Consider the following 26,086-nt stretch of genomic DNA (forward strand, 5'->3'; position numbering starts at 1 on the left):
TGAAATGGGGTCGGGCCGACCGGCGGCGTGAAGGCACCATGACCTTTGGGATATGGTGTTGCCGTGAAGTGGTGCATTACTTTGCTACCACACCTGTCCACGCATCCTTCAGGGACCCGACGATGTCGCACCCAACCTTCCTGTCCGGCCGTCGCAGCGGAATCTGCGCTGCCGCACTGCTGATCTCCACCTCCCTGCTGCTGGGCGGTTGCGCCGCAGGGCCCAATTCCGAAGCCAAGGCTGCCGAAACCAAGGAGGAGAAGAAGGTCGACGCAGTCCCGGTCGAAGTGGCGGTGGCCAGCCATCGTGCCGTCGCGGCCAGCTACACCGGCACGGCCGCGCTGGAACCACGCGCCGAGTCGCAGGTGGTCGCCAAGACCTCCGGCGTGGCGCTGGCGGTGCTGGTCGAGGAAGGGCAGCGGGTCACCGCCGGCCAACCGCTGGTGCGGCTGGACCCGGATCGTGCACGGCTGGCCGTTGCACAGAGCGAAGCGCAGATGCGCAAGCTGGAAAACAATTACCAGCGCGCACAGAAGCTGGTCGGCCAGCAGATGGTCAGCGCCGCCGATGTCGACCAGCTGCGCTACGACCTGGAAAACGTCCGCGCGCAGTACCGGCTGGCCACGCTGGAGCTGTCCTACACCACGGTGGTGGCGCCGATCTCCGGCGTGATCGCATCGCGCTCGATCAAGACCGGCAACTTCGTGCAGATCAACACGCCGATCTTCCGCATCGTCGACAACTCGCGGCTGGAAGCCACCCTCAACGTGCCCGAGCGTGAACTGGCCACCCTGCGCGCCGGCCAGCCGGTGACGCTGGCGGCCGACGCGCTGCCGGGGCAGAGCTTCACCGGCACCGTTGATCGCATCGCGCCGGTGGTGGATTCGGGCAGCGGCACGTTTCGCGTGGTCAGCGCCTTCGACGGCGCCGCACACGCGCTGCAGCCCGGCATGTTCGGTCGCATCCGCATCGACTACGACCAGCGTGCCGATGCGCTGGTCGTACCGCGCCTGGCGTTGCTCGACGACGGTGAGCCGGCGGTGTTCCGCGTGCGCGAAGGCAAGGTCGCACGCGTTCCGGTCAAGCTGGGTTACGCCGAGGGCCCGTGGGTGGAGATCCGTGATGGCCTGGCGGCCGGTGATCAGGTGGTCACCGCCGGCAAGGTCGCCCTGCGCGACGGCACCACGGTGCAGGTGATTGCCGATCCGAAGGCGAAGACGGTCGCTGCGGCCGCCAAGCCCGCAGACAAGGCCGGGAGCAAGCAATGACCGCCCCGGGCCACGACCACGGTGCCTCGCCGGCGAGCGACGGCGCCGCCGCCGGCATGCGCGGCGGCCTGGTGGAGTTTGCCACCCGCCGCCGCGTGACCATCGCCATGTGCACGGTCACGCTGCTGCTGTTCGGCCTGATCGCGCTGGGCAATCTCAAGGTCAACCTGCTGCCCGACCTGAGCTACCCGACGCTGACCGTGCGCACCGAATACACCGGTGCAGCGCCGACTGAAATCGAAACCCTGATCACCCAGCCGGTCGAAGAAGCGGTCGGCGTGGTCAAGAACCTGCGCAAGCTGAAGTCGGTCTCGCGCACCGGCCAGAGCGACGTGGTGCTGGAATTCGCCTGGGGCACCAACATGGACCAGGCCAGCCTGGAGGTGCGCGACAAGATGGAAGCGCTGAACCTGCCGCTGGAGGCCAAGGCCCCGGTGCTGCTGCGCTTCAATCCGTCAACCGAGCCGATCATGCGCCTGGTGCTGTCGAACAAGACGGCGCCGACCAGCGATGCCGATGCGGTGCGCGAGCTGACCGGCCTGCGCCGCTATGCCGATGAAGACCTCAAGAAGAAGCTGGAGCCGGTCACCGGTGTGGCGGCAGTGAAGGTGGGCGGCGGCCTGGAGGACGAGATCCAGGTCGACATCGACCAGCAGAAGCTTGCCCAGCTGAACCTGCCGATCGACACCGTCATCAAGCGCCTGAAGGACGAGAACATCAACATTTCCGGCGGCCGCCTGGAGGAGGGCTCGCAGCGCTTCCTGGTGCGTACCGTCAACCAGTTCGCCGACCTGGAGGAGATCCGCAACCTGCTGGTGACCACCCAGGCCGCCAATGGCAGCGCGGCGGACTCGGCGCTGCAGCAGATGTTCAACATCGCCGCGTCGACCGGTTCGGCGGCCGCCATCGCGGCGGCGTCGGCGGCACAGAGCGCATCGTCCGGCGGTGGCTCCAGCGTGGTTGCCAACGGCGTGCCGGTGCGCCTGAAGGACGTGGCCACCGTGCGCCAGGGCTACAAGGAGCGCGAAGCGATCATCCGCCTGGGCGGCAAGGAGTCGGTCGAGCTGGCCATCTACAAGGAAGGCGACGCCAACACCGTGTCCACCGCTGAAGCGCTGCGAAAGCGCCTGGAGCAGATCAAGGGCACGTTCCCGTCCGATGTCCAGCTGACCACCATCGAGGACCAGTCGCGCTTCATCGAGCACGCCATCGCCGACGTCAAGAAGGATGCCGTGATCGGCGGCCTGCTGGCGATCCTGATCATCTTCCTGTTCCTGCGCGATGGCTGGAGTACGTTCGTGATCAGCCTGTCGTTGCCGGTCTCGATCATCGCCACGTTCTTCTTCATGGGCCAGCTCGGCCTGAGCTTGAACGTGATGTCGCTGGGTGGCCTGGCATTGGCCACCGGCCTGGTGGTGGATGACTCGATCGTGGTGCTGGAGAGCATCGCCAAGGCCCGTGAGCGTGGCCTGGGCATCCTGCAGGCGGCGATCGCCGGCACCCGTGAAGTGAGCATGGCCGTGGTCGCCTCGACCCTGACCACCATCGCGGTGTTCCTGCCGCTGGTGTTCGTCGATGGCATCGCCGGGCAGCTGTTCCGCGACCAGGCGCTGACCGTGGCGATCGCCATCGCGATCTCGCTGCTGGTGTCGATGACCCTGATCCCGATGCTGAGCTCGCTGAAGGGGCGGCCGCCGCTGGCGTTCCCGGAAGAGGCGCCGAACGCAGCATGGCAGCCGCAGAAGCGTTGGCAGAAGCCGGTTGCACTGGGCCGCCGTGGCCTGCTCGCCAGCGTGCGCTGGAGCTTCTATGCGCTGGCCTGGCTCGTGGTGCGCCTGTGGCGCGGCGTGGTGGCGGTGGTCGGCCCGGTGATGCGCAAGGCCAGCGACCTGGCGATGAAGCCCTATGCAGGCGCCGAGCGAGGCTACCTGCGCCTGCTGCCGAGTGCGCTGGCGCATCCCGGCAAGGTGCTGGGCGTGGCAGCCATCATTTTCGTGGCGACCATGGCGCTGGTGCCGATGCTTGGCGCCGACCTGATCCCGCAGCTGGCGCAGGACCGTTTCGAAATGACGGTGAAGCTGCCGGCCGGCACGCCGCTGAAGCAGACTGATGCACTGGTGCGCGAGCTGCAGTTGGCGCATGGCAAGGGCGAAGGCGTGGCCTCGCTGTATGGCGTCAGTGGCAGCGGCACCCGGCTGGATGCCAGCCCGACCGAAAGTGGCGAGAACATCGGCAAGCTGACCGTGGTGATGGAAGGTGGCGGCAATGCGCACACTGAAGCGGCGATCACCGAGCGCCTGCGCGGCACCATGAGCCAGCACCCGGGTGCCCAGGTCGACTTCGCGCGGCCGGCGTTGTTCAGCTTTTCCACGCCGCTGGAAATCGAACTGCGCGGGCAGGACATGGCGACCCTGGAAGTGGCCGGCCAGCGCCTGGCGGCGATGCTGCGCGGCAACGCCCACTACGCCGACGTGAAGTCGACGGTGGAAGAGGGCTTCCCGGAAATCCAGATCCGCTTCGACCAGGAGCGCGCCGGTGCGCTGGGCCTGACCACCCGCCAGATCGCCGACGTGGTGGTGAAGAAGGTGCGTGGCGACGTCGCCACCCGCTACAGCTTCCGTGACCGCAAGATCGACGTGCTGGTGCGCGCCCAGGAAGGTGACCGCGCCAGCGTGGAGAGCATCCGCCGGCTGATCGTCAATCCGGGCAGCACCCGCCCGGTGACCCTGGACGCGGTGGCCGACGTGGTCGCCACCACCGGCCCCAGCGAGATCCATCGTGCCGACCAGACCCGGGTCGCGGTGGTATCGGCCAACCTGCGCGACATCGACCTCGGCGCCGCCATGCGCGAAGTGCAGCAGATGGTGGCCGAGCAGCCGCTGGGCGCGGGCGTCGGCCTGCACATCGGCGGCCAGGGCGAGGAACTGGCGCAGGCGGCGAAGTCGCTGATCTTCGCCTTCGGCCTGGCGATCTTCCTGGTCTACCTGGTGATGGCCTCGCAGTTCGAATCCCTGCTGCACCCGTTCGTGATCCTGTTCACCATCCCGCTGGCGCTGGTCGGCGCGATCCTGGCGCTGATGCTGACCGGAAAGCCCATCTCGGTGGTGGTGTTCATCGGCCTGATCCTGCTGGTCGGCCTGGTCACCAAGAACGCGATCATCCTGATCGACAAGGTCAACCAGCTGCGCGAGGCCGGCGTGGCCAAGCATGAGGCGCTGGTGGAAGGTGCGCGCTCGCGCCTGCGGCCGATCATCATGACCACGCTGTGCACGCTGTTCGGCTTCCTGCCGCTGGCGGTGGCGATGGGCGAGGGCGCCGAAGTGCGTGCACCGATGGCGATCACCGTGATCGGTGGCCTGCTGGTGTCGACGCTGCTGACGCTGCTGGTGATCCCGGTGGTGTACGACCTGATGGATCGTCGCGGCGACGCCTACTACCGTGAGCGCGGCCGCAAGCACGCCGGTGAGGGCCTGCATGGCGACGAGGGCGGCACAGCGGGTGTGGAGGAACCGGCATGAGTGTTGCCGAGTTCTCCATCCGCCGTCCGGTCACCACCATCATGTGCTTCGTGTCGCTGGTGGTGATCGGCCTGATCGCTTCGTTCCGGCTGCCGCTGGAGGCGTTGCCGGACATCTCCGCGCCGTTCCTGTTCGTGCAGATTCCCTACACCGGCTCGACCCCGGAAGAAGTGGAACGGACCATCATCCGTCCAGTCGAGGAATCGCTGGCGACGATGACCGGCATCAAGCGCATGCGCTCGTCGGCCACCTCCGAGGCGGCGCTGATCTACATCGAGTTCAGCGACTGGGACCGCGACATCGCCATTGCCGCGTCGGACGCGCGCGAGCGTATCGACGCGATCCGCAGCGACCTGCCCGACGACCTGCAGCGCTACAACGTGTTCAAGTGGTCCAGCAGCGACCAGCCCGTGCTGAAGGTGCGGCTGGCCAGCACCACCGACCTGACCACCGCCTATGACATGCTCGATCGTGAGTTCAAGCGGCGCATCGAGCGTATTCCCGGTGTGGCCCGCGTCGATATCACCGGTGCGCCGCCGAACGAGGTGGAGATCGCCATCGATCCGAACCGGCTCAACGCGCATGGGTTGAGCATCAACGAGCTGAGCGAGCGCCTGCGCACGCTGAACTTCTCGATCTCGGCCGGGCAGATCGATGACAACGGCCAACGCGTGCGCGTGCAGCCGGTAGGCGAGATCACCGACCTTCAGGAGATGCGCGACCTGGTGATCAACGCCAAGGGCCTGCGCCTGGGCGACATCGCCGACGTGCGCCTGAAGCCGGCGCGGATGAACTACGGGCGCCGCCTGGACGGCAACCCGGCGGTGGGCCTGGACATCTTCAAGGAACGCAGCGCCAACCTGGTGGACGTTTCGCGTGCGGCACTGGCCGAGGTCGAGGCGATCCGCGCGCAGCCGTCGATGCGCGACGTGCAGATCAAGGTGATCGACAACCAGGGCAAGGCAGTGACGTCCTCGCTGCTGGAGCTGGCCGAGGCCGGCGCGGTCGGCCTGATCCTGTCGGTCACCGTGCTGTTCTTCTTCCTGCGCCATTGGCCGTCGACGCTGATGGTGACCCTGGCCATTCCGATCTGCTTCACCATCACCCTCGGCTTCATGTACTTCGTCGGGGTGACACTCAACATCCTGACCATGATGGGCCTGCTGCTGGCCGTCGGCATGCTGGTCGACAACGCGGTGGTGGTGGTGGAGAGCATCTACCAGGAGCGCGAGCGCATGCCGGGGCAGCCACGGCTGGCCTCGATCATCGGCACCCGCAACGTGGCCATCGCGCTCAGCGCCGGCACGCTGTGCCACTGCATCGTGTTCGTGCCGAACCTGTTCGGCGAGACCAACAACATCAGCATCTTCATGGCGCAGATCGCGATCACCATCTCGGTCTCGCTGCTGGCCTCGTGGCTGGTGGCGGTCAGCCTGATCCCGATGCTGTCCGCGCGCATGGCCACGCCCAAGCTGGTGCACTCGCAGACCGGCCTGATCGCGCGCCTGCAGCGACGCTATGCGCAGCTGCTGGACTGGTCACTGCATCACCGCGGTTGGAGCCTGCTCGGCATCCTGCTCGTGGTGCTGGTCAGCCTGGTGCCGATGAAGCTGACCAAGGTCGACATGTTCGGTGGTGAGGGTGGCAAGGACATCTTCATCGGCTACATGTGGAAGGGCGCCTACACCTACCGCCAGATGTCCGAGGAAGTGGCGCGGGTGGAGAACTGGATCGACCAGAACCGCGAGCGCCTGCACGTGAAGCAGGTGTATTCGTGGTACAGCGAGCAGGAAGGCAGCTCCACGGTGGTCACCCTGGACGAAAAATACGCCAAGGACATCAAGCCGCTGCAGGAGGAACTGCGCAAGGGCCTGCCGAAGTCGGCACGCACCGATTACTTCGTCGGCAACCAGGGCGGCGATGGCGGTGGCGGCAGCAACCAGGGCGTGCAGGTGCAGCTGGTGGGTGATTCCAGCTCGATGCTGCAGGAGATCGGCCAGGAAGTGGTGCCGTTGCTGGCGCAGCGTGCCGAGCTGCGTGACGTGCGCATCGACAACGGCGAGAAGGGCGGCGAGCTGAAGGTGCGCGTCGACCGCGAGCGTGCCGCAGCGTTCGGCTTCAATGCCGAGCAGGTGGCCAGCTTCGTCGGCCTGGCGCTGCGCGGCGCGCCGATGCGCGAGTTCCGCCGCGGTGACAACGAAGTGCCGGTGTGGGTGCGCTTTGCCGGCGCCGAGCAGAGCAGCCCGGAAGACCTGGCCGGTTTCAGCGTGCGCACCGGCGATGGCCGCAGCGTGCCGCTGCTGAGCCTGGTCACCGTGGACGTTGGTTCGTCGGCCACCCAGATCGGCCGCACCAACCGCCAGACCACGTTGACCATCAAGGCCAACCTGGCCGAGCAGGTCACCGCGCCGGACGGGCGCAAGGCGATCGAAGCCGTGCTCAAGCCGATGAACTTCCCGGCCGGCTATGGCTTCACCTTCGACGGCGGCGACTACGGCAACGACGACGAGGCCATGCAGCAGATGGTGTTCAACCTGCTGATCGCACTGGTGATGATCTACGTGGTGATGGCGGCGGTGTTCGAGTCGCTGCTGTTCCCGGCGGCGATCATGAGCGGCGTGCTGTTCTCGATCTTCGGCGTGTTCTGGCTGTTCTGGATCACCGGCACCTCGTTCGGGATCATGTCCTTCATCGGCATCCTGGTGCTGATGGGCGTGGTGGTGAACAACGGCATCGTGATGATCGAGCACATCAACAACCTGCGGCGCAGCGGCATGGGCCGCACCCAGGCGCTGGTGGAAGGCTCACGCGAACGCCTGCGCCCGATCATGATGACCATGGGCACGGCGATCCTGGCGATGATCCCGATCTCGCTGACCGATACGCAGATGTTCGGCAATGGCCCGGAGTATTCGCCGATGGCGCGCGCGATTGCGGGCGGCCTGGCGTTCTCGACGGTGGTCAGCCTGCTGTTCCTGCCGACGATCTATGCGGTGCTCGATGACCTGCGCAATGCCGTGACGCGGTTGATCCGCCGTGCACGCGGGCTGGAGAGGATGGAGCCGGGCGCTGCCCGGCTGTAATGCGCGCCAACGTGTTGTGGTGTGGGGGAGGCCGGTCGTAGTGGGGCGGTCTCCCCCTTTTTTTCTGCTCGCCGCGTCGCGGCGTCGCCCGAGCATGGGCTCGGGCGCTACAGATTCTGTGGCCGGTTGAGAGGCTTACCCCGCCACCTTGCCCCACACCTTGAAGGTGGTCAGCCACAGGCCGAGCATGCTGCCGATGTTGGTCAGCATGAAGGTCAGCACCACGCGGGTAACGCGATTGCGGTACCAGCCCTTCAGGCTCTGCGCATCGTCGCGCAGCTTCAGGAAGTCCTCGTAGGCCGGCTTGCGCAGGCGCGCTTCCACCAGCGCCGAGAATGCGCCGGTCGGGATGCTCAGGCGGAACGGCTTGAACGGGGCCACCGCGATCGCGGTGAGAATGCTCAGCGGGTGACCGCCTGCCAGCAGGCAGCCCAGGCCCGCCAGTCCGCCGGTATACATTGCCCAGGTCGCCAGCAGCTCGGTGCCCACGCCCAGGCCGCCGCGGTAGAAGCCCACACCGATGCCGGTCGCCACGATCGCCAGGATGCCGAGCGTGAACCACGGGATGTTGCGCTTCTTCGGCACCGCCTCCAGCTCGGCGCGCAGCGGCGCCGGTGCCTCGGTATCGGTTTCCAGGTAGCGCGCCAGCCCGGCCAAGTGACCGGCACCGACCACCGCCAGCACTTCACGCTGCTGCGGGGTGTGCTCCTCGCGCAGGCGCGTGGCCATGTAGCGGTCGCGCTCGCCGATGATGGTTTCGTACAGCGCCGGGCTCTCGCTGGCGAACTCACCGAAGCTCGATTCCAGCATGTCGCCCTGCTTGAGCTTTTCGATCTCGTTCTCGCCCACTTCCTCGGACGAGAACAGGCCGGCGCCCAGCCCGGCAACCAGCTTCAGCTTGCCGAAGAACCCAAGCCGCTGCGACGCCCGGCGGAAGGTCAGGCCGACCTCGCGGTCGATCAGGTGCACCGGCAGGTCGCGTTCGCGCGCCAGTTCCACCGCGCGTTTCAGTTCCGCGCCCGGCTCGATGTCGAGCTGTTCGGCCAGGCGGCGCTGGTAGGCGGACAGGGCCAGGTTGGCGGCGAACAGGGCGACGCGGCCCTTGCGGATCACCTCGACCAGGTCGAGCTTGGCCAGCGTGTCCGGGTCGCTCAGCGCCTGCAGGCGCTGCGGGTCCAGCTCGACGGCAACCGCATCGAAGCGGCCGCTGTCGATGGCTTTTTCCACGGCCTCGACGCTGGCGCGGGAGACGTGGGCGGTGCCCAGCAGGGTGTAGCGCACGCCGTCGCGTTCGACGACGCGCACCGGCTGGCCGGCGAACAGGTCGTCACCGGTCTCGGGAAGGGTTTCGGTCATGGGTTCATTCATTGGAAGGTGCGGTGTCGGCGCCATCGCCGAGCGCGCGCTGCATCTGCACGGTGTCCAGCCAGCGGCCATGCTTGCGGCCGAGGCCACGGAACACGCCCACCAGTTCGAAGCCGAAGCGTTCGTGCAGCTTGATTGAAGCAGTGTTGGTCGGCTCGCCGATCACCGCCACCATCTGCCGGTAGCCACGTGCGATGCAGGCGTTGATCAACGCCTGCAGCAGGCCGGTGCCGACGCCCTGGCCCTGGAAGCGGGCATCGACGTAGACCGAGTTCTCAACGGTCCACTGGTAGGCGACGCGGGTGCGGTAGGTATTGGCGTAGGCATAGCCGGCGACCTGGCCGTCGATCTCGGCGACCAGGTAGGGGAAGCCGCGATCGACGATGTCGCGCATGCGGCGCAGCATCTCGGTCGCGTCCGGAATGTCGTACTCGTAGGTGTTGACGAAGTCAGTCACTTCCACCGCATAGATCGCGGTGATCGCGTCGATGTCGGCCGGGCCGGCATCACGGATGAGGACGGCCATGCGCGGGCTCCGGCTCAGTCGATGTAGCGCTTGAGCAGGTCGCCGTAGGCATCGATGCGGCGATCACGCAGGAACGGCCAGATGCGGCGCACGTGCTCGCTGCGCTGCAGGTCGACGTTGCACAGCAGCACGGTGGCCTCGGTGCCGGCCTCGGCCAGGAACTCACCCTGCGGGCCGAGCACGTGGCTGTTGCCCCAGAACTGGATGCCCGACGCGCCCAGCGGCGAAGCCTCGTGGCCGACGCGGTTGCAGCTCAGCACCGGCAGGCCGTTGGCCACGGCATGGCCGCGATGGCTCAGCACCCAGGCGTCGCGCTGGCGGGTCTTCTCGTCCTGCACGTCGTCCGGATCCCAGCCGATCGCAGTCGGATACAGCAACAGCTCGGCGCCGGCCAGCGCCATCAGGCGCGCCGCTTCCGGGTACCACTGGTCCCAGCACACCAGCACGCCCAGGCGGCCCACCGAGGTATCGATCGGCGTGAAGCCGATGTCGCCCGGGGTGAAGTAGAACTTCTCGTAGAAGCCCGGGTCGTCCGGGATATGCATCTTGCGGTACTTGCCGAGCAGCGTACCGTCCTTCTCGAACACCACGGCGGTGTTGTGGTACAGCCCGGCAGCGCGGCGCTCGAACAGCGAGCCGACCAGCACCACGCCATGCTTCTTCGCCAGCGCGCCAAGGCGCTCGGTGCTCGGGCCCGGAATCGGCTCGGCCAGGTCGAACTCGTCCACCGATTCGTGCTGGCAGAAGTACGGGCCGTTATGCAGTTCCTGCAGCAGCACCAGCTTGGCACCCTGCGCAGCCGCCTCGGCCACGCGTGCTTCGATCACCGCCAGGTTGGCGGCGGCATCACCGTGGTTGCGCTCCTGGATCAGGGCGACGGTAAGGGGGCTGCGCGAGTTCATGCGGGGCGTTCCTGCGGGGGAAAACCAGCATGTTAGCGCGGATGGGCGGCGACGGCGTGTCGCGCGCTGAATGGCGCAGCGGGTAGTGCCGGCCGCTGGCCGGCAATCCCGTGGATCCATCAGGCATTGCAGGGTTGCCGGCCAGCGGCCGGCACGACCGTTACGCCTTCAACAGCCCAGCCGGCAGCTGCATGGTGATGCAGTGCAGGCTGCCGTTCTGCCAGATCAGCGAGCGGCAGGGCACCTGCACGATCTCTCGGCCCGGGTGCGCCTGTGCCAGCACGTCGCGGGCCAGGTCATCGGCCGGGTCGCCATAGGCCGGCATCAGCACCGCGCCATTGACGATCAGGTAGTTGGCGTACGAGGCAGCCAGGCGACGGCCTTCGTCGATCACCGGCCGGGCCCACGGCAGCGGGAACAGGCGGTACGGCTGGCCATCCCTGGTGCGTAGCGCGGCCAGCTCATTGCCCATCGCCTGCAGTTCGGCGTAATGCGAGTCGCTCTCGTCGTCGCAGGCCTGGTAGACGATGCTGTCAGCGGAGGCGAAGCGGGCGAGGGTATCGATGTGCGCGTCGGTGTCGTCGCCTTCCAGGTAGCCGTGGTCCAGCCACAGCACGCGGTCCTGCTGCAGCCAGTCGGCCAGGTCGGCGCTCAGGCTGGCGCGGTCGCGGTCCGGGTGGCGCTCGTGCAGGCACTTCCAGGTGGTCAGCAGGGTGCCTTCACCGTCGGTCTCGATGCCGCCGCCTTCCAGCGCGAACGGAATGCTGCGGACCGGCGCATCGTTGAATACGCCGGCCTGGTCGAGCACGCCCACCAGCTGGTCATCCAGGGTGGCGTCGAACTTGCCGCCCCAGCCGGTGAAGCGGAAATCCAGCAGCTGGAAGCCGCCGTCGGCACGGCGCAGGGTGATCGGGCCGGAGTCGCGCAGCCAGGTATCGTCGTAGGCCGCCGTGGTGAAGTGGACCTTGTCCATGTCGATGCGGTTGGAGCGCAGTCGCATCTCGGCGTAGGTCTCCACATCGTCGTCGGCCACGCAGATCAGCACCGGCTGGAAGCGGGTGATGGCCGCGACTAGGGCGATGTAGGTCTCTTCCACCTGGCCCAGGCGGTCGGCCCAGTCGGTATCGGCGGTGGGCCAGGCAATCAGGACGCCGCTCTGGGCTTCCCATTCGGCAGGAAAACGAAGGGTCTGGTTCATGGTCTCGCTACACAGGCCCGCCCACGGCGGGTAATGGGATCAACGGATCGGCGGTTTCGGGCCGATTTCGTTCGGGTCCGCCTGGTTGGCCACCACGTCGATCACCTTCTGCTTCTCGAAGTAGACGGTGAACTGCGGGTACACCCAGCGGTTGATGGTCGGCCATTGCCGCTTCTGCCCGCCACGCGGCTGCAGCTGCTCGCTGGGCGCGCCGAACTGCGCCTGCACCTGCTGCATGCTCTGGCCGCGCACGGGCAGGGCACCGGCCGGCTTCTCGCGGGCGCGGTCGACAAGCAGGGTATCGGCCAGTGCCGGTGTGGCGGCGGCCAGGGTGGCCATCACGGCCAGGGCGGACAGGTAACGCTTCATCTCGATCTACTCCCCAGTGGTCAAGAAAGGCGATTACAGCAAAAACGGCAGGAAAAAGCCGCATAAACAAAAAACCGCCCGAAGGCGGTTTCTTGCATCGGGTCGGCCCCGCGTAGGGCCAGCCGCAGCCGGAAGGCTGTGAGGCTTAGCGCTGACGCGCCTTGAAACGCGGGTTCGACTTGCAGATGACGAAGATCTTGCCACGACGACGCACGACCTTGCAGTCACGGTGACGGGCCTTCGCCGACTTCAGGGAGGACAGGACTTTCATGGCATACCTCGGCGTAAACAGTAGTTGTTCGGGTGGAGCGTGGCCGCGATATGCGAAAGACAATCGGCAGTTGACGCTCGTTCAAGCCCGCCATTCTACCGGGCTTTTCCTCGTGGTTTCAAGTGGTTGCACAAAAGATCCCGCTGGGGGCGTCTGGCAGGGGCTAGAATGGCCTCTTCACACGCTCTGGGACCCCCATGAATCCACTCGCTCCCGTCCTGACCATCGACGGCCCATCCGGGGCCGGCAAGGGTACCATCAGCCGCATCATCGCGCGCCGGATGGGCTGGCATTACCTGGATTCGGGCGCGCTGTACCGGGCGGTGGGCGTGGCCGCAAGCTGGGCCGACATCGATACCTCCGACGCCTCGGCGCTGGTGCGTTGCACCTTCGATACCCACGTTCAGTTTGTCGAGCAGGGCGATGCCATGCGGGTCATGGTCAACGGCACCGATGCCACCGACGAGCTGCGCCTGGAGACCACCGGTGCGCTGGCCTCGGCCATTGCCGCCATTCCCGAGGTCCGCGCTGCCCTGAAGGAGCGCCAGCGCGCATTCAGGGAGCTGCCGGGCCTGGTCGCCGACGGCCGCGACATGGGCACGGTGATCTTCCCGGACGCCTCCTACAAGGTCTTCCTGACCGCCAGTGCCGAGGAGCGCGCCGAGCGCCGGCATAAGCAGTTGAAAGACAAGGGGGTTTCTGTTAACTTTGATGACCTCCTGCGCGAGATCATGGCCCGCGACGCCCGTGATGCCCAGCGTACCGTGGCGCCCCTGAAGCCGGCAGACGATGCTGTCCTCATCGACACCACAGGCATCGGCATCGATGATGTCGTTGCCAGAGTGATGGATCTGCTTCCGGTTCCGGCTGCCTGATCCGTTCGCGCGGGAGCGCTGCCAGCAGCATCGGCGGTGGTCGCGCATAGCAGTGCTGTACCAGCTCCGTCGCGCAATGATGCGTGGCGGTTTTCCTACTACACACGACCTGCGTTTCCGGGGTCGACCAACAGGCGGGCGGTCGCCATTCCCCTGAAGGGGACGCCACCGACCCATGTGTCCAACAGAGTAAATCTAATGACCGAATCATTTGCCGAACTGTTTGAAGCCAGCCAGGCCAATCTGGCCAAGCTGAAGCCGGGCGCCATCGTCAGCGGTACCGTTGTTGAAGTCCGCGGCGACGTCGTGGTGATCAACGCTGGCCTGAAGTCCGAAGGCATCGTGCCGATCGAACAGTTCCGTAACGACGCTGGCGAAATCGACGTCGCCGAAGGCGACATCGTCAAGGTCGCCCTCGACTCGATCGAGAACGGCTTCGGCGAAACCGTCCTGTCGCGCGAGAAGGCCAAGCGCGCGATGGTGTGGGACGAGCTGGAAGAAGCGTTGGAAAAGAACGAAACCATCACCGGCCGCATCAGCGGCAAGGTCAAGGGTGGTTTCACCGTGGACATCAAGGATGTCCGCGCCTTCCTGCCGGGTTCCCTGGTCGATGTGCGCCCGGTGCGCGATCCGGCCTACCTGGAAGGCAAGGAACTCGAGTTCAAGCTCATCAAGCTGGACCGCAAGCGTAACAACGTCGTGGTCTCGCGCCGCGCTGTCGTCGAAAGCGAGCACTCGGAAGAGCGCGAGCAGCTGATGGACAAGCTGCAGGAAGGCGCGATCCTGAAGGGTGTCGTCAAGAACCTGACCGATTACGGCGCGTTCGTGGACCTGGGCGGTATCGACGGCCTGCTGCACATCACCGACATGGCGTGGAAGCGCGTGCGTCACCCGTCGGAAGTCGTGAACGTCGGCGACGAGCTGGACGTCCGCGTGCTGAAGTTCGACCGCGAGCGCAACCGCGTTTCGCTGGGCCTGAAGCAGCTGGGCGAGGATCCGTGGGACAACATCGGCCGTCGTTACCCGGCCAACAGCCGCGTCTTCGGCAAGGTCTCCAACGTCACCGATTACGGTGCGTTCGTTGAGATCGAGCCGGGCGTCGAAGGCCTGGTGCACGTCTCGGAGATGGATTGGACCAACAAGAACGTCAACCCGTCCAAGGTTGTCCAGGTTGGTGATGAAGTCGAAGTGATGGTGCTGGACGTCGATGAAGAGCGTCGCCGTATCTCGCTGGGCATGAAGCAGGTTGCCGCCAATCCGTGGGAAACCTTCGCTGCCACCCACAAGAAGGGTGACAAGGTGTCGGGCCAGATCAAGTCGATCACCGACTTCGGCATCTTCATCGGCCTGGACGGCGGCATCGACGGCCTGGTCCACCTGTCCGACATCAGCTGGAACACCACCGGCGAAGACGTCGTTCGCAACTTCAAGAAGGGCGATACCCTGGACGCCGTCGTCCTGGCTGTCGATCCGGAGCGCGAGCGCATCTCCCTGGGCGTGAAGCAGCTGGAGCAGGATCCGTTCGGCCAGTACATGGCTGCCAATCCGAAGGGCTCCAAGGTTGAAGGCGTGGTGAAGGAAGTCGACGCCAAGGGCGCGATCATCGAGCTGGCTGACGGCATCGAAGGTTACGTCTCGGCCCGCGACATCGCCAACGAGCGCGTTGACGACGCCACCCAGCACCTGAAGGTCGGCGACAAGGTCGAAGCCAAGTTCGTGGGCATGGACCGCAAGGGCCGTACCCTGCAGCTGTCGATCAAGGCCAAGGACGACGCGGAAATGCGCGAAGTGCTGGAGGAATACCAGTCCTCTTCGGCTTCCAGCGGCACCACCCAGCTGGGCGCGCTGCTGCGTGCACAGCTGAACGGCAACAAGTCCGAGTAATCGGCCTTACGCTGTTCGTTGTTTCCTGGACGGCCCGGGCATTGCCCGGGCCGTTTCAGGCTGAGATGCCCCTGATGTGAGCCGGTAATGACCAAATCCGAACTGATCGAAATCCTTGCGCGCCGCCAGGCGCACCTGAAGGCCGATGATGTCGATCTGGCGGTGAAGTCGTTGCTGGAAATGATGGGCGGATCGCTGTCCGCCGGGGATCGCATCGAAATCCGTGGATTTGGCAGCTTCTCGCTGCACTATCGTCCGCCGCGCCTGGGTCGCAACCCGAAGACCGGCGAATCGGTTGCCCTGCCGGGCAAGCATGTCCCCCATTTCAAGCCGGGCAAGGAACTGCGCGAGCGGGTCAGCAGTGTGCTGCCGCTGGACGCCGATCCGGCCTGAGCCTTCCGTCGCGCCACCGCGTGCGAATCCAGCCGCGAGTCGGATAAGCTACGGACTCCTGCCACTGGAGCTGTCGCATGAAGGTTTTTCGTCTGCTGGTCCTGCTGGCGGTACTCATTCTTGGGTTGATCATCGGTGCCATGAACATGGACGAGATGACCATCAACCTGCTGTTCACCCAGCTTAAGACCTCGGTCGGCGTGGCCATCATTGCCGCGTTGCTGATCGGCGTCATCGTTGGCGCTGGCCTGGTGCTGGTGAGCGTGGTCATTCCGCTCTACAGCCAGCTGCGCCGCGCCAACAAGTCCGCTGCCGCCACGCCGGCACCGGTTGCTTCCCCTCAATCTTTTGATGGACGCTGATCGAAGATGGATTTCGTCACCGAGTGGTTCTGGTTCTTCCTGTTCGTTCCGCTGGCCGCCCTGGCTGGGTGGGTGATCGGGCGGCGCGGTGGTCAACGCCACGGTGACAGCCAGGTCAGCCGCCTGTCGAGCACCTATTTCCGTGGCCTGAACTACCTGCTCAACGAGCAGCCGGACAAGGCCATCGAGCTGTTCCTGCACATCGCCGAGCTGGACAAGGAAACCTTCGAGACCCAGGTCGCGCTGGGCCACCTGTTCCGCCGCCGCGGCGAAGTCGACCGCGCCATCCGCCTGCACCAGGGCCTGGTCAACCGCCACGACCTCAGTGATGCACAGCGCGTGCAGGCCCTGCTGGCGCTGGGCGAGGATTACATGAAGTCCGGCCTGCTGGACCGTGCCGAGACCGTGTTCACCGAGCTGGCGCAGCTGGATCAGCGCGCACCGCAGGCGCTCAAGCACCTGATCGGCATCTACCAGGCCGAGCGCGACTGGGAAAAGGCGATCGACAACGCGACCCGTTTCGAGGACGTCACCGGCGAGCCGATGGGCAAGCTGATCGGACAGTTCGAATGCGAACTGGCCGAACGTTTCCGTGGCGCCGGCAAGCTGGAAGAGGCGAGGGCAGCGATCGCCCGCGCCTACCAGGCCGACGCGATGTCGGTGCGCGCCGGCATCATCGAGGGCCGGCTGGAAACCGACGCGGGCAACCCAGAGGCCGCCGTGCGCGCCTTCGAGCGCGCCGCGCGCAACGACCCCGAATACCTGCCGGAACTGCTGCCGGCACTGATGCAGAACTATCGCAGGGTCGGCGATCTGGCAGGTGCACGCGCGTTCCTGTCGGAGATGACCGAGCACTACCGCGGCATCGCCCCGGTATTGGCGCTGACCCGGTTGATGGAAGAGCAGGAAGGTGTGGCGCCGGCCCGTGCCTACCTCGGTCGCCAGCTCAAGGATCGCCCGTCGGTACGTGGCGAATCCGCGCTGATCGATCTGACCCTCGCCGAGGGAGCCGATTCCACCGCCACCCTGCATGACCTCAAGCACATCACCGACCAGCTGCTGGTGCGCAACCCGGCCTATCGCTGCACGCGCTGCGGCTTCGGTGCGCGTACCCACCACTGGCAGTGCCCGAGCTGCAAGGAGTGGGGGACGGTCAAGCCGCTGCTGAACTACGCGGTGCTCTGATCCATGCCCTGGCTTGTGATGGGCGCGCTGCTGGGGCTCGCCCTGCTCAGTGCGTTGCTGACCTGGGCTGCGCGGGGCTATGCACTGCGCCAGCAGTTGATGGACCAGCCGGGCGAGCGTCGCAGCCATAGCGTTGCCACCCCGCGCGGTGGCGGCATCGCCATCGTCATCAGCCTGCTGGTGACCGCCGGCGTGGCCATCTGGGCCTGGCCCGAAAGCACGCCGACGGTGCTGGTGGCCAGCCTTGGGCTGGTGCTGGTGGCCGGTATCGGCTGGTGGGACGACCACAAGCCCCTGCCGGCGATGCGTCGCCTGCTGGTGCATTTCATCGCCGCAGCGCTGTTGGCCGGCCTGGTCAAGGTGAATGGTGGCAGCTGGCTGTTGGCGGTGCTGGTGCTGCTGTTCACCGCGTCGCTGATCAACATCTGGAACTTCATGGACGGCATCAATGGCATCGCCGCCAGCCAGGCCGTTGTGGCGATGCTGGGGCTGGCGCCGGTACTGCCGTGGCCCTATTCACTGGCCGCCGTGGCGCTGGGCCTGGCCTGCCTTGGATTCCTGCCGTTCAACTTCCCTCGCGCCCGGATCTTCATGGGCGATGTTGGAAGCGGCGCGCTGGGGTATGCGGTCGCAGTGGTGCTGGCGATCGCCAGCGTGCGTACCGATATCAACTGGATCCTGCTGCTGGTACCGGTTTCGCCGTTCCTCGTGGACGCGGGCTTCACACTGCTGGCGCGCATCATTTCCGGACAACGCTGGATGGAACCCCATACCCAGCATGTCTACCAGCGCGCGGTGCAGGCAGGAGCCAGTCACCCGCAGGTGACAGGGATGTACTTTGCTTTGGGTCTGTTCAGTATTACAGTGTTCAATGTCTGCTCCAATTTGCAGCCGAGGTGGGAGGCTGTCGTGGCGATCGCGTGGTTCATCGCGCTGAGCGTCCTCTGGCTCCTCCTGCGCAATGGAATGCGCCACCGACAAGGAATTACCTGAATTATGGCTTCACCCTGGCGGGACAGAATCCTCGGCCTGATGCCGCGTTCGGCCATCGTCTGCCACGACCTCTTCATGGTCTGGGCATGCTGGCAGCTGCTCCATGCAGGGCGTTACTCGATCCTGCCCAACGCCCCGGCGCTGCCCCTGTGGAACGTCGATACCACCCTGGTCCTGCTGCTGCAGGGCCTGGTGTTCTGGCGCGTGGGCCTGTACCGCGGCCTGTGGCGGTTTGCCAGCGTCAGCGACCTGCTGAACATCTTCAAGGCCAGCTTCATCGGCATGGTGGCCATCATCCTGGTGCTGATGTGGAAGCGCTTCGACGGCGTACCCATGTCGGTGCTGGTGATCTACCCGTTCGCGCTGTCGGCACTGCTCGGCGCGCCGCGCCTGCTGTACCGCGCCTGGAAGGACTACCAGGCACTGCAGTCCGATTCCAGCGCCCGCCGCGTGCTGATCCTCGGCGCCGGCCAGGCGGCCGAGACCCTGGTGCGCGACCTGCGCCGCTCCGGCAACTTCGAGCCGGTCGGCCTGCTCGACGATGCACCGCACCTGCGGGGTGCCAAGCTGCAGGGCCTGCCGATCCTGGGTACGCTGGATGACGCGCCAACGGTGGTCCGCGAGACCGCTGCCAAGCTGCTGGTCATTGCCATGCCGTCGCTGGACGCCGCAGGCATGCAGCGCGTCGTCGCGATCTGCGAAAGCACCGGCGTGCCGTTCCGTACCGTGCCCAAGCTCAGTGACATCCTGCAGGGCCAGTCGCTGCCGGGCCAGCTGAAGGAAGTGGCGATCGAGGACCTGCTGGGGCGCAAGCCGATCATGCCGGACTGGAACCTGATCCGCGGCTGGTTGGGTGGGCGCACCGTGATGGTTACCGGCGCCGGTGGTTCGATCGGCTCGGAGCTGTGCCGCCAGTGCGCGCGGCATGGTGCCGGTCGCATCATCCTGCTGGAGATCAGCGAGCTGCTGCTGCTGACCATCGAGGGCGAGCTGCGTCGCAGCTTCCCCGATGTCGAGATCGAGGCGGTGCTGGGCGACTGCGGTGACCCAGCGGTGATCCGCCACGCGCTGTCGCTGCACCCCGTCGATACCGCTTTCCATGCGGCCGCCTACAAGCATGTACCGGTGCTGGAACGCCAGCTGCGTGAAGCAGTGCGCAACAACATCCTGGCGACCGAGAACGTCGCGCGCGCCTGCCTGGAAGCCCGCGTGGAGCATTTCGTGTTCATCTCCACCGACAAGGCGGTCGACCCGGTCAATGCGCTGGGCGCAAGCAAGCGCTACGCCGAGATGATCTGCCAGAGCCTGGACCAGAAGTCCACGCATACCCGTTTTGTCACGGTGCGCTTCGGCAACGTGCTGGCGTCGGCCGGCAGCGTGGTGCCGCTGTTCCGCGAGCAGATCCTGCGCGGTGGCCCGGTCACGGTCACCGACCCGGAAGTCAGCCGCTACTTCATGACCATTCCCGAGGCCTGCCAGCTGATCCTGCAGGCGGCCGCATCGGCGTCGCATGGTGCGATCTATACCCTCGACATGGGCGAGCCGGTGCCGATCCGCGTGCTGGCCGAACAGATGATCCGCCTGACCGGCAAGCAGCCGTACAAGGACATCCAGATCATCTATACCGGCCTGCGTCCGGGCGAGAAGCTGCACGAGACGCTGTTCTATTCGGACGAAGATTACCGCTCCACCGCGCACCCGAAGATTCTTGAAGCCGGCGTGCGTACGTTCTCGCGCGACCTGGTGCTGGGCAACGTTCCGCGCCTGCGCGAGGCGATTGCCAGCTACGACACCGCCCGCATCCAGGAAATCCTGTTTGCGACGATGCCGGAATTCTCGCCAATCGAACAGGATGCTTACATTTCATCCGCTAAAGTCGTGCCTTTTCCGGCACGTGAGGCCAACAGGCACCAATGAGCAAGCGAATTCGCAAAGCAGTTTTCCCGGTGGCAGGATTGGGGACGCGTTTTTTGCCAGCAACCAAGACTGTGCCGAAGGAGATGCTGCCGATCATTGATCGGCCGCTGATCCAGTACGCGGTGGATGAGGCGATCGAAGCCGGCTGTGACACGCTGGTGTTCATCACCAACCGCTACAAGCACGCCGTTGCCGACTATTTCGACAAGGCGTACGAGCTGGAGCAGAAGCTTGAGCGCGCTGGCAAGCAGGAGCAGCTGGAACTGATCCGGCACGTGCTCCCCAATGGTGTGCGCGCGATCTTCGTGACCCAGGCCGAGGCGCTGGGCCTCGGGCACGCGGTGCTGTGTGCCAGGTCGGTGATCGGTGACGAGCCGTTTGCCGTACTGCTGCCCGACGACCTGATCTGGAACCGCGGTGCGGGCGCGCTGAAGCAGATGGCCGACCTCAACGAAGCCAGTGGCGCCAGCGTGATCGCGGTTGAAGACGTGCCGCACGATAAGACCGCCAGTTACGGCATCGTCGCCACCGACGCGTTCGATGGCCGCAAGGGCCGTATTTCGCAGATCGTCGAGAAGCCGAAGCCGGAGGACGCGCCGAGCGATCTGGCGGTGGTGGGCCGTTACGTGCTCAGCCCGAAGATCTTCGAGCTGCTGGAACAGACCCAGACCGGTGCCGGCGGCGAGATCCAGCTGACCGATGCGATTGCCGAGCTGCTGAAGACCGAAGAAGTCGATGCCTATCGTTTCGAGGGCACCCGCTTCGACTGCGGCACGCACCTGGGTCTGGTGGAGGCGACGATCCGCTTCGCGCTGGACAACCCGAAGCTGGCTGGCCCGGCGCGGGAGAAGCTGGCGGCGATGCTGGCGGAATAAGGGTTTTATCAAGCGCTCCGTGCGGCGCCTTGATTGATACGTGGGGGAGAGGGCGGATGGCCCTCTCCAAAACACGCCAAAGCCCTTCCATGGTGCTCGATGGCGCCATCCATGGCGCCAACGGTTTTGGAGAGGGCCATCCGCCCCCTCTCGACAGTTTCCGTGTGGCGCGGACGGGAAGGGCGGAATCAAAGGCAGAAGCAAAAGCAAAAAGGCAGCCACTGGCTGCCTTTTTTCGTGGGTTGGGGTCAGATCCCTTTGCGCAGCAAAGGGATCTGACCCCAGCCTTTGACCCTGCCTTTGCTCATCCCTCCGCCGCGGGGAGGCTGGAAGGGCCGGGTTGGCAGGGCTGCCCGGGACCGTTGGCGCCATGGATGGCGCCATCGAGCCCCCATGGAAGGGTTCACGGCGTGTCCCGGGCAGCCCTGCCAACCCGACCCACGCCATGAAGCCCAACGAGGCAACGCCTTGAACCTTACAGCGCCTCGAAAATACCCGCCGCACCCATGCCGGTGCCGATGCACATCGTCACCATGCCGTACTTCTGCTGGCGACGACGCAGGCCGTGCAGCAGGGTTGCGGTACGGATCGCGCCGGTCGCACCCAGCGGGTGGCCCAAGGCAATCGCGCCGCCCAGCGGGTTGACCTTGGCCGGGTCCAGGCCGCAGTCACGGATCACCGCCAGCGACTGCGCGGCGAAGGCTTCGTTGAGCTCGATCCAGTCCAGCTGGTCCTGGGTCAGGCCGGCCTGCTTCAGTGCCTTCGGGATCGCGGCGATCGGGCCGATGCCCATCACTTCCGGACGCACGCCGGCCACCGAGAAGCTGACGAAACGGGCCAGCGGGGTCAGGCCGTAATCCTTGATCGCCTGCTCCGAGGCCAGCAGCACGGCGCCGGCGCCGTCGCTCATCTGCGACGAGTTGCCGGCGGTGACGGTGCCGCCGAACTGGCCGTTGCGGAACACCGGGCGCAGCTTGGCCAGGCCTTCGGCCGAGGAGTCCGGGCGGGGGCCTTCGTCGGTGTCGGCGATCTTGTTGCGGGTGATGATGCGCTGGCCGTCGGCCAGGTCCGGCAGGTGCGAGACGATCTCGTACGGGCTGATCTCGTCCTTGAACTCGCCGTTCTGGATCGCGGCCATGGCCTTCTGGTGCGAGGCCAGGGCAAAGGCGTCCTGGTCTTCGCGCGAGACCTTCCACTCTTCGGCGACCTTCTCGGCGGTGATGCCCATGCCGTAGGCGATGGCAACGTGGTCGTTGTCGAACACGCTCGGCGCCATGGCGATCTTGTTGCCCATCATCGGCACCATCGACATCGACTCGGTGCCGCCGGCCAGCATCAGGTCGGCGTTGCCCAGGCGGATCGCGTCGGCGGCCTGCGCCACGGCCTGCAGGCCGGAGGAGCAGAAGCGGTTCACGGTCTGTGCGGCGATGGTGTTCGGCAGGCCGGCCAGCAGCACGCCGATGCGGGCCACGTTCATGCCCTGCTCGGCTTCCGGCATGGCGCAACCGATGATGGCGTCATCGATGCGGTTGACGTCCACGCCCGGGGCCTGGGCGACGACGCTGCGCAGCACGTGCGCAAGCATGTCGTCGGGGCGGGTGTTGCGGAACATGCCCTTGGGCGCCTTGCCAACCGGGGTACGGGTGGCGGCGACGATGTAGGCGTCCTGGATTTGCTTGGTCATTGCAGTGATCTCTTGAATTTTTTAGCCGGAGTGCCGACCAACGGCCGGCACCCACCGGAAGCAGGGATGGGCGATCAGTTACGCAGCGGCTTGCCGGTCTTCAGCATGTGCGCGATGCGGGCCTGGGTCTTTTCCTGCTGGGCCAGTTCGACGAAGTGCTTGCGCTCCAGGGTCAGCAGCCACTCTTCGTCGACCAGGGTGCCGCGGTCGACCTTGCCACCGCACAGCACGGTAGCGATGCGCTCGGCGATCTCGTAGTCGTACGGGCTGATGAAGCGGCCTTCCAGCATGTTGACCAGCATCATCTTGAAGGTGGCGATACCCACGTCACCGGCCACCTGGATGCGGCGTGCCGGCAGCGGCGGGCGGTAACCCGCTTCGGCCAGGGCGCGTGCTTCGGCCTTGGCGATGTGCAGGGCCTCGTAGCTGTTGAACACCACCTTGTCGGTGCTGCGCAGCAGGCCCAGTTCCTTGGCGTTGACCGCCGAGTTGGACACCTTGGCCATCGCCACGGTCTCGAAGGTCTTCTTCAGTTCGGCGAACACGTCGCCGCCCGGGCCCGCGGCCTGCGAGGCGCGCACGGCCAGTTCCTTCAGGCCACCACCGGCCGGCAGCAGGCCGACGCCGGCCTCGACCAGGCCGATGTAGCTTTCCAGGAAGGCCACGGTCTTGGCGCTGTGCATCTGGAACTCGCAGCCGCCACCCAGGGCCAGGCCGCGCACGGCAGCCACCACTGGCACCAGCGAGTACTTGATGCGCTGGCTGGTGCGCTGGAAGTTGGCAACCATTTCTTCGAACTGGTCGACCTTGCCGGCCTGCAGCAGGCCCAGCGCGCCGGCCAGGTCGGCACCGGCGGAGAAGGGTTCCTTCTGCTGCCAGATCACCAGGCCCTGGAAGTCCTTCTCGGCGCGGCTCACGCATTCCTGCAGGCCGTCCAGCACCTGGTCGGACACGGTGTTCATCTTGGTCTTGAAGCTGACCACGGCGATGCCATCGCCGTCGTGCCACATGCGCAGGCCGTCGTTCTCGAACACGGTCTCGCCCGGCGCGAACGTTTCGCCCAGCAGCGGATCCGGGAAACGCTGGCGCTGGTACACCGGCAGCGACGAGCGCGGCAGCTTGGCGTTGCGCGACGGGCTGTAGCTGCCCTCGGCGGCGTGCACGCCATCGCGGCCATCGAACACCCAGTCCGGCAGCGGCGCGTTGCTCATGCTCTTGCCGGCGACGATGTCATCGGCGATCCACTGCGCCACCTGCTTCCAGCCGGCGGCCTGCCAGGTCTCGAACGGGCCCAGCGACCAGCCGTAGCCCCAGCGGATGGCCAGGTCGACGTCGCGCGCGGTCTCGGCGATGTCGGCCAGGTGGTAGGCGCTGTAGTGGAACAGGTCGCGGAAGGTCGCCCACAGGAACTGCGCCTGCGGGTGCTGGCTCTCGCGCAGCTTGGCGAACTTCTCGGCCGGGTTCCTGATCTTCAGGATCTCGACCACTTCCGGCGCGGCAGCGCGATCGGCCGGACGGTAGTCCTGCTTCTCCAGGTCCAGCACCACAATGTCCTTGCCGACCTTGCGGAAGATGCCGGCACCGGTCTTCTGGCCCAGCGCGCCCTTGGAAATCAGCGCGTCCAGCCACTTCGGCGACTTGAAGAATTCATGCCACGGGTCATTCGGCAGGGTGTCGCCCATGGTCTTGATGACGTGGGCCATGGTGTCCAGGCCGACCACGTCGGAGGTGCGGTAGGTGGCCGACTTCGGGCGGCCGACCAGCGGACCGGTCAGGCCGTCCACTTCATCGAAGCCCAGGCCGAACTGCTGGGTGTGGTGGATGGTGGACAGGATCGAGAACACGCCGATGCGGTTGCCGATGAAGTTCGGGGTGTCCTTGGCGTACACCACGCCCTTGCCCAGGGTGGTGACCAGGAACTCTTCCAGGCCTTCCAGCACGGCGGCGTCGGTGGTGGTGGCCGGGATCAGCTCGGCCAGGTGCATGTAGCGCGGCGGGTTGAAGAAGTGCACGCCGCAGAAGCGGTGGCGCAGCTGCTCGGGCAGCACGTCGGCCAGCTTGTTGATGCCCAGGCCCGAGGTGTTGGAGGCCAGCACCGCGTGGTCGGCCACGAACGGCGCGATCTTCTTGTACAGGTCCTGCTTCCAGTCCATGCGCTCGGCGATGGCCTCGATGATCAGGTCGCAGTCCTTCAGCTGCTCCAGGCCGGACTCGTAGTTGGCCGGAGTGATGGCTTCGGCCAGCGACTTGCTGGCCAGCGGTGCCGGGCTCAGCTTGCCCAGGTTGGCGATCGCCTTCAGCACGATGCCGTCGGCCGGACCCTCCTTGGCGGGCAGGTCGAACAGCACGGTGTCGACGCCAGCGTTGGTGAGGTGGGCAGCGATCTGGGCACCCATGACGCCGGCACCCAGCACGGCGGCGCGGCGGACTAGCAGGGAATTGGACATGGTGTAGGGCCTTTGTTGGTCAGCAGTTACTGGGTGGAATCAAAGGGAAGCGGGCAGGGCGCTGGCGCGAGCGGCGGCGCGGAACCCGGCTTCGGCGAAATGGATCAGTTCGTGGGCGGCATGGGCACGATGCGCCGCTTCAGTGACACCGGCGGGACGCTTGATCAGCCCGAAGTCGGCCATGGCATAGGTGAGCGAGCCGGCCAGGAAATCCAGGCGCCAGTACAGCTCTTCCTTGCTCAGGTCGGGTACGCACTCGCCGATGGCCTTGCCGAACGCACGCAGCACGTGGCCGTAGTGGTCGGACAGGAACTTGCGCAGGTTGTCGTTCTTCTCGGCGTAGGCGCGGGCGATCACGCGCACGAAGGCACCGCCGTTCTGGCGGTCCTGGGCCAGCGCCAATGCCGGCTCGACGAAGGCGGCCAGCACCGGGCGCAGCTGCCCGGGGTGTTCGCTGCGGGCGCGTTCGAGCTGCGACAGGCGGGCGCCGGTCATCTCGTCCATGCGGCGGCGGAACACCTCGTTGACCAGGTTCTCCTTGGAGCCGAAGTGGTAGTTGACCGCTGCGATGTTGACGTCGGCCTGGCTGGTCACCTGGCGCAGCGAAGTGCCGGCGAAGCCGTGCTGTGCGAACAGCTCCTCGGCCGCGCCGAGAATGCGGTCCTTGGTCGAGAAGTGGGCGGGTTTGGCCATCGGCGGGCGGACCTTAATCAAACGATTGTTTGATACTAGGACCAGACGGTAGCGTATGGCATTTTGCAGTGCAGCAAAATCGGCCGGTCCGGTCAGATTTCACTCAGGTGGGTGAATGGGGTAGGGGTCGGATCCCCGCAGGGGCTCCGACCCCGACACTGGGCCCGGAATGGGGTCAGAGCCCCTGTGGGGATCTGACCCCTGCCATGAGGGTTTGCCGGCCGGCGACCGGCACTACCACGCCAGCGCTTTATCTTTTACAATTCGCCTACGTTTAT

Annotated in this window: 20 protein-coding genes; 11 read left to right on the forward strand and 9 right to left on the reverse strand. The window is 66.1% G+C overall.

Annotation, left to right across the window (positions count from 1 at the left end):
• Positions 1-122 precede the first annotated feature (122 nt).
• Genes AC5P7A_RS16650 through AC5P7A_RS16660 form a run of 3 tightly spaced genes read left to right on the forward strand, consistent with a single transcriptional unit; the run spans position 123 to position 7,869 of the window.
• Complete coding sequence (locus AC5P7A_RS16650) at positions 123-1,268, forward strand: efflux RND transporter periplasmic adaptor subunit (protein WP_014036886.1); 1,146 nt, start codon at positions 123-125, stop codon at positions 1,266-1,268.
• A complete protein-coding gene (locus AC5P7A_RS16655) occupies positions 1,265-4,786 on the forward strand; it encodes an efflux RND transporter permease subunit (RefSeq protein WP_169412063.1) in 3,522 nt (1,173 codons plus the stop codon). Before AC5P7A_RS16650 ends, AC5P7A_RS16655 begins: the two co-directional genes overlap by 4 nt.
• Positions 4,783-7,869, forward strand: coding sequence for an efflux RND transporter permease subunit (locus AC5P7A_RS16660; RefSeq protein WP_495220352.1), 3,087 nt, complete (start codon positions 4,783-4,785; stop codon positions 7,867-7,869). Before AC5P7A_RS16655 ends, AC5P7A_RS16660 begins: the two co-directional genes overlap by 4 nt.
• 135 nt (positions 7,870-8,004) lie before the next feature.
• Here the strand turns inward: AC5P7A_RS16660 and AC5P7A_RS16665 are convergent, their stop codons facing one another.
• From AC5P7A_RS16665 to ykgO, 6 genes are all read right to left on the reverse strand, one after another.
• A complete protein-coding gene (locus AC5P7A_RS16665; RefSeq protein ID WP_014646845.1) occupies positions 8,005-9,225 on the reverse strand; it encodes a TraB/GumN family protein in 1,221 nt (406 codons plus the stop codon).
• A gap of 4 nt (positions 9,226-9,229) precedes the next feature.
• On the reverse strand, positions 9,230-9,760 hold the full coding sequence (locus AC5P7A_RS16670; protein WP_069117148.1) for a GNAT family N-acetyltransferase: 531 nt from the start codon (positions 9,758-9,760) through the stop codon (positions 9,230-9,232).
• A 14-nt stretch (positions 9,761-9,774) separates the two neighbouring features.
• On the reverse strand, positions 9,775-10,662 hold the full coding sequence (locus AC5P7A_RS16675) for a carbon-nitrogen hydrolase (protein WP_495220353.1): 888 nt from the start codon (positions 10,660-10,662) through the stop codon (positions 9,775-9,777).
• A gap of 160 nt (positions 10,663-10,822) precedes the next feature.
• Entirely contained in the window at positions 10,823-11,860 is a 1,038-nt protein-coding gene (locus tag AC5P7A_RS16680; RefSeq protein WP_014646848.1) for an agmatine deiminase family protein, read from the reverse strand.
• A gap of 39 nt (positions 11,861-11,899) precedes the next feature.
• Positions 11,900-12,199 carry a hypothetical protein gene (locus AC5P7A_RS16685; protein WP_227837998.1) on the reverse strand — a complete coding sequence of 100 codons (300 nt, stop codon included), beginning with the start codon at positions 12,197-12,199 and terminating at the stop codon, positions 11,900-11,902.
• 175 nt (positions 12,200-12,374) lie between these two features.
• Positions 12,375-12,500 carry a type B 50S ribosomal protein L36 gene (gene ykgO / locus AC5P7A_RS16690; RefSeq protein WP_005409283.1) on the reverse strand — a complete coding sequence of 42 codons (126 nt, stop codon included), beginning with the start codon at positions 12,498-12,500 and terminating at the stop codon, positions 12,375-12,377.
• Between the two features lie 197 nt (positions 12,501-12,697).
• On the opposite strand from ykgO, the gene cmk reads away from it, so the two are divergent.
• From cmk to galU, 8 genes are all read left to right on the forward strand, one after another.
• Positions 12,698-13,375: a (d)CMP kinase gene (cmk, locus tag AC5P7A_RS16695; RefSeq protein ID WP_014036894.1), complete on the forward strand. Its 678-nt coding sequence runs from the start codon at positions 12,698-12,700 to the stop codon at positions 13,373-13,375.
• Between the two features lie 198 nt (positions 13,376-13,573).
• Positions 13,574-15,259 (forward strand): 30S ribosomal protein S1, encoded by a 1,686-nt coding sequence (rpsA, locus tag AC5P7A_RS16700; protein WP_005416230.1) that lies wholly within the window; start codon positions 13,574-13,576, stop codon positions 15,257-15,259.
• 87 nt (positions 15,260-15,346) lie between these two features.
• Positions 15,347-15,652, forward strand: coding sequence for an integration host factor subunit beta (locus AC5P7A_RS16705; protein ID WP_005409286.1), 306 nt, complete (start codon positions 15,347-15,349; stop codon positions 15,650-15,652).
• Between the two features lie 77 nt (positions 15,653-15,729).
• Positions 15,730-16,014: a LapA family protein gene (locus AC5P7A_RS16710; protein ID WP_014646849.1), complete on the forward strand. Its 285-nt coding sequence runs from the start codon at positions 15,730-15,732 to the stop codon at positions 16,012-16,014.
• Positions 16,015-16,020: 6 nt separating this feature from the next.
• Complete coding sequence (gene lapB / locus AC5P7A_RS16715) at positions 16,021-17,199, forward strand: lipopolysaccharide assembly protein LapB (protein ID WP_014646850.1); 1,179 nt, start codon at positions 16,021-16,023, stop codon at positions 17,197-17,199.
• A 3-nt stretch (positions 17,200-17,202) separates the two neighbouring features.
• Entirely contained in the window at positions 17,203-18,192 is a 990-nt protein-coding gene (locus AC5P7A_RS16720; protein ID WP_046430191.1) for an MraY family glycosyltransferase, read from the forward strand.
• 3 nt (positions 18,193-18,195) lie between these two features.
• A complete protein-coding gene (locus tag AC5P7A_RS16725; protein WP_014646852.1) occupies positions 18,196-20,109 on the forward strand; it encodes a polysaccharide biosynthesis protein in 1,914 nt (637 codons plus the stop codon).
• Positions 20,106-20,984, forward strand: coding sequence for a UTP--glucose-1-phosphate uridylyltransferase GalU (galU, locus tag AC5P7A_RS16730; RefSeq protein ID WP_032960751.1), 879 nt, complete (start codon positions 20,106-20,108; stop codon positions 20,982-20,984). The genes AC5P7A_RS16725 and galU overlap by 4 nt, the downstream gene beginning before the upstream one ends.
• A gap of 475 nt (positions 20,985-21,459) precedes the next feature.
• Here the strand turns inward: galU and AC5P7A_RS16735 are convergent, their stop codons facing one another.
• From AC5P7A_RS16735 to AC5P7A_RS16745, 3 genes are all read right to left on the reverse strand, one after another.
• Positions 21,460-22,668 (reverse strand): acetyl-CoA C-acyltransferase, encoded by a 1,209-nt coding sequence (locus AC5P7A_RS16735; RefSeq protein WP_019661304.1) that lies wholly within the window; start codon positions 22,666-22,668, stop codon positions 21,460-21,462.
• Positions 22,669-22,742: 74 nt separating this feature from the next.
• On the reverse strand, positions 22,743-25,115 hold the full coding sequence (locus AC5P7A_RS16740; protein WP_049440713.1) for a 3-hydroxyacyl-CoA dehydrogenase/enoyl-CoA hydratase family protein: 2,373 nt from the start codon (positions 25,113-25,115) through the stop codon (positions 22,743-22,745).
• A 39-nt stretch (positions 25,116-25,154) separates the two neighbouring features.
• The gene (locus tag AC5P7A_RS16745; RefSeq protein ID WP_014646856.1) at positions 25,155-25,808 is read right to left on the reverse strand and encodes a TetR/AcrR family transcriptional regulator; all 654 of its coding nucleotides are present in this window, start codon (positions 25,806-25,808) and stop codon (positions 25,155-25,157) included.
• Positions 25,809-26,086 lie beyond the last annotated feature (278 nt).

This window comes from Stenotrophomonas sp. YJH_SMC_65, assembly GCF_059369475.1.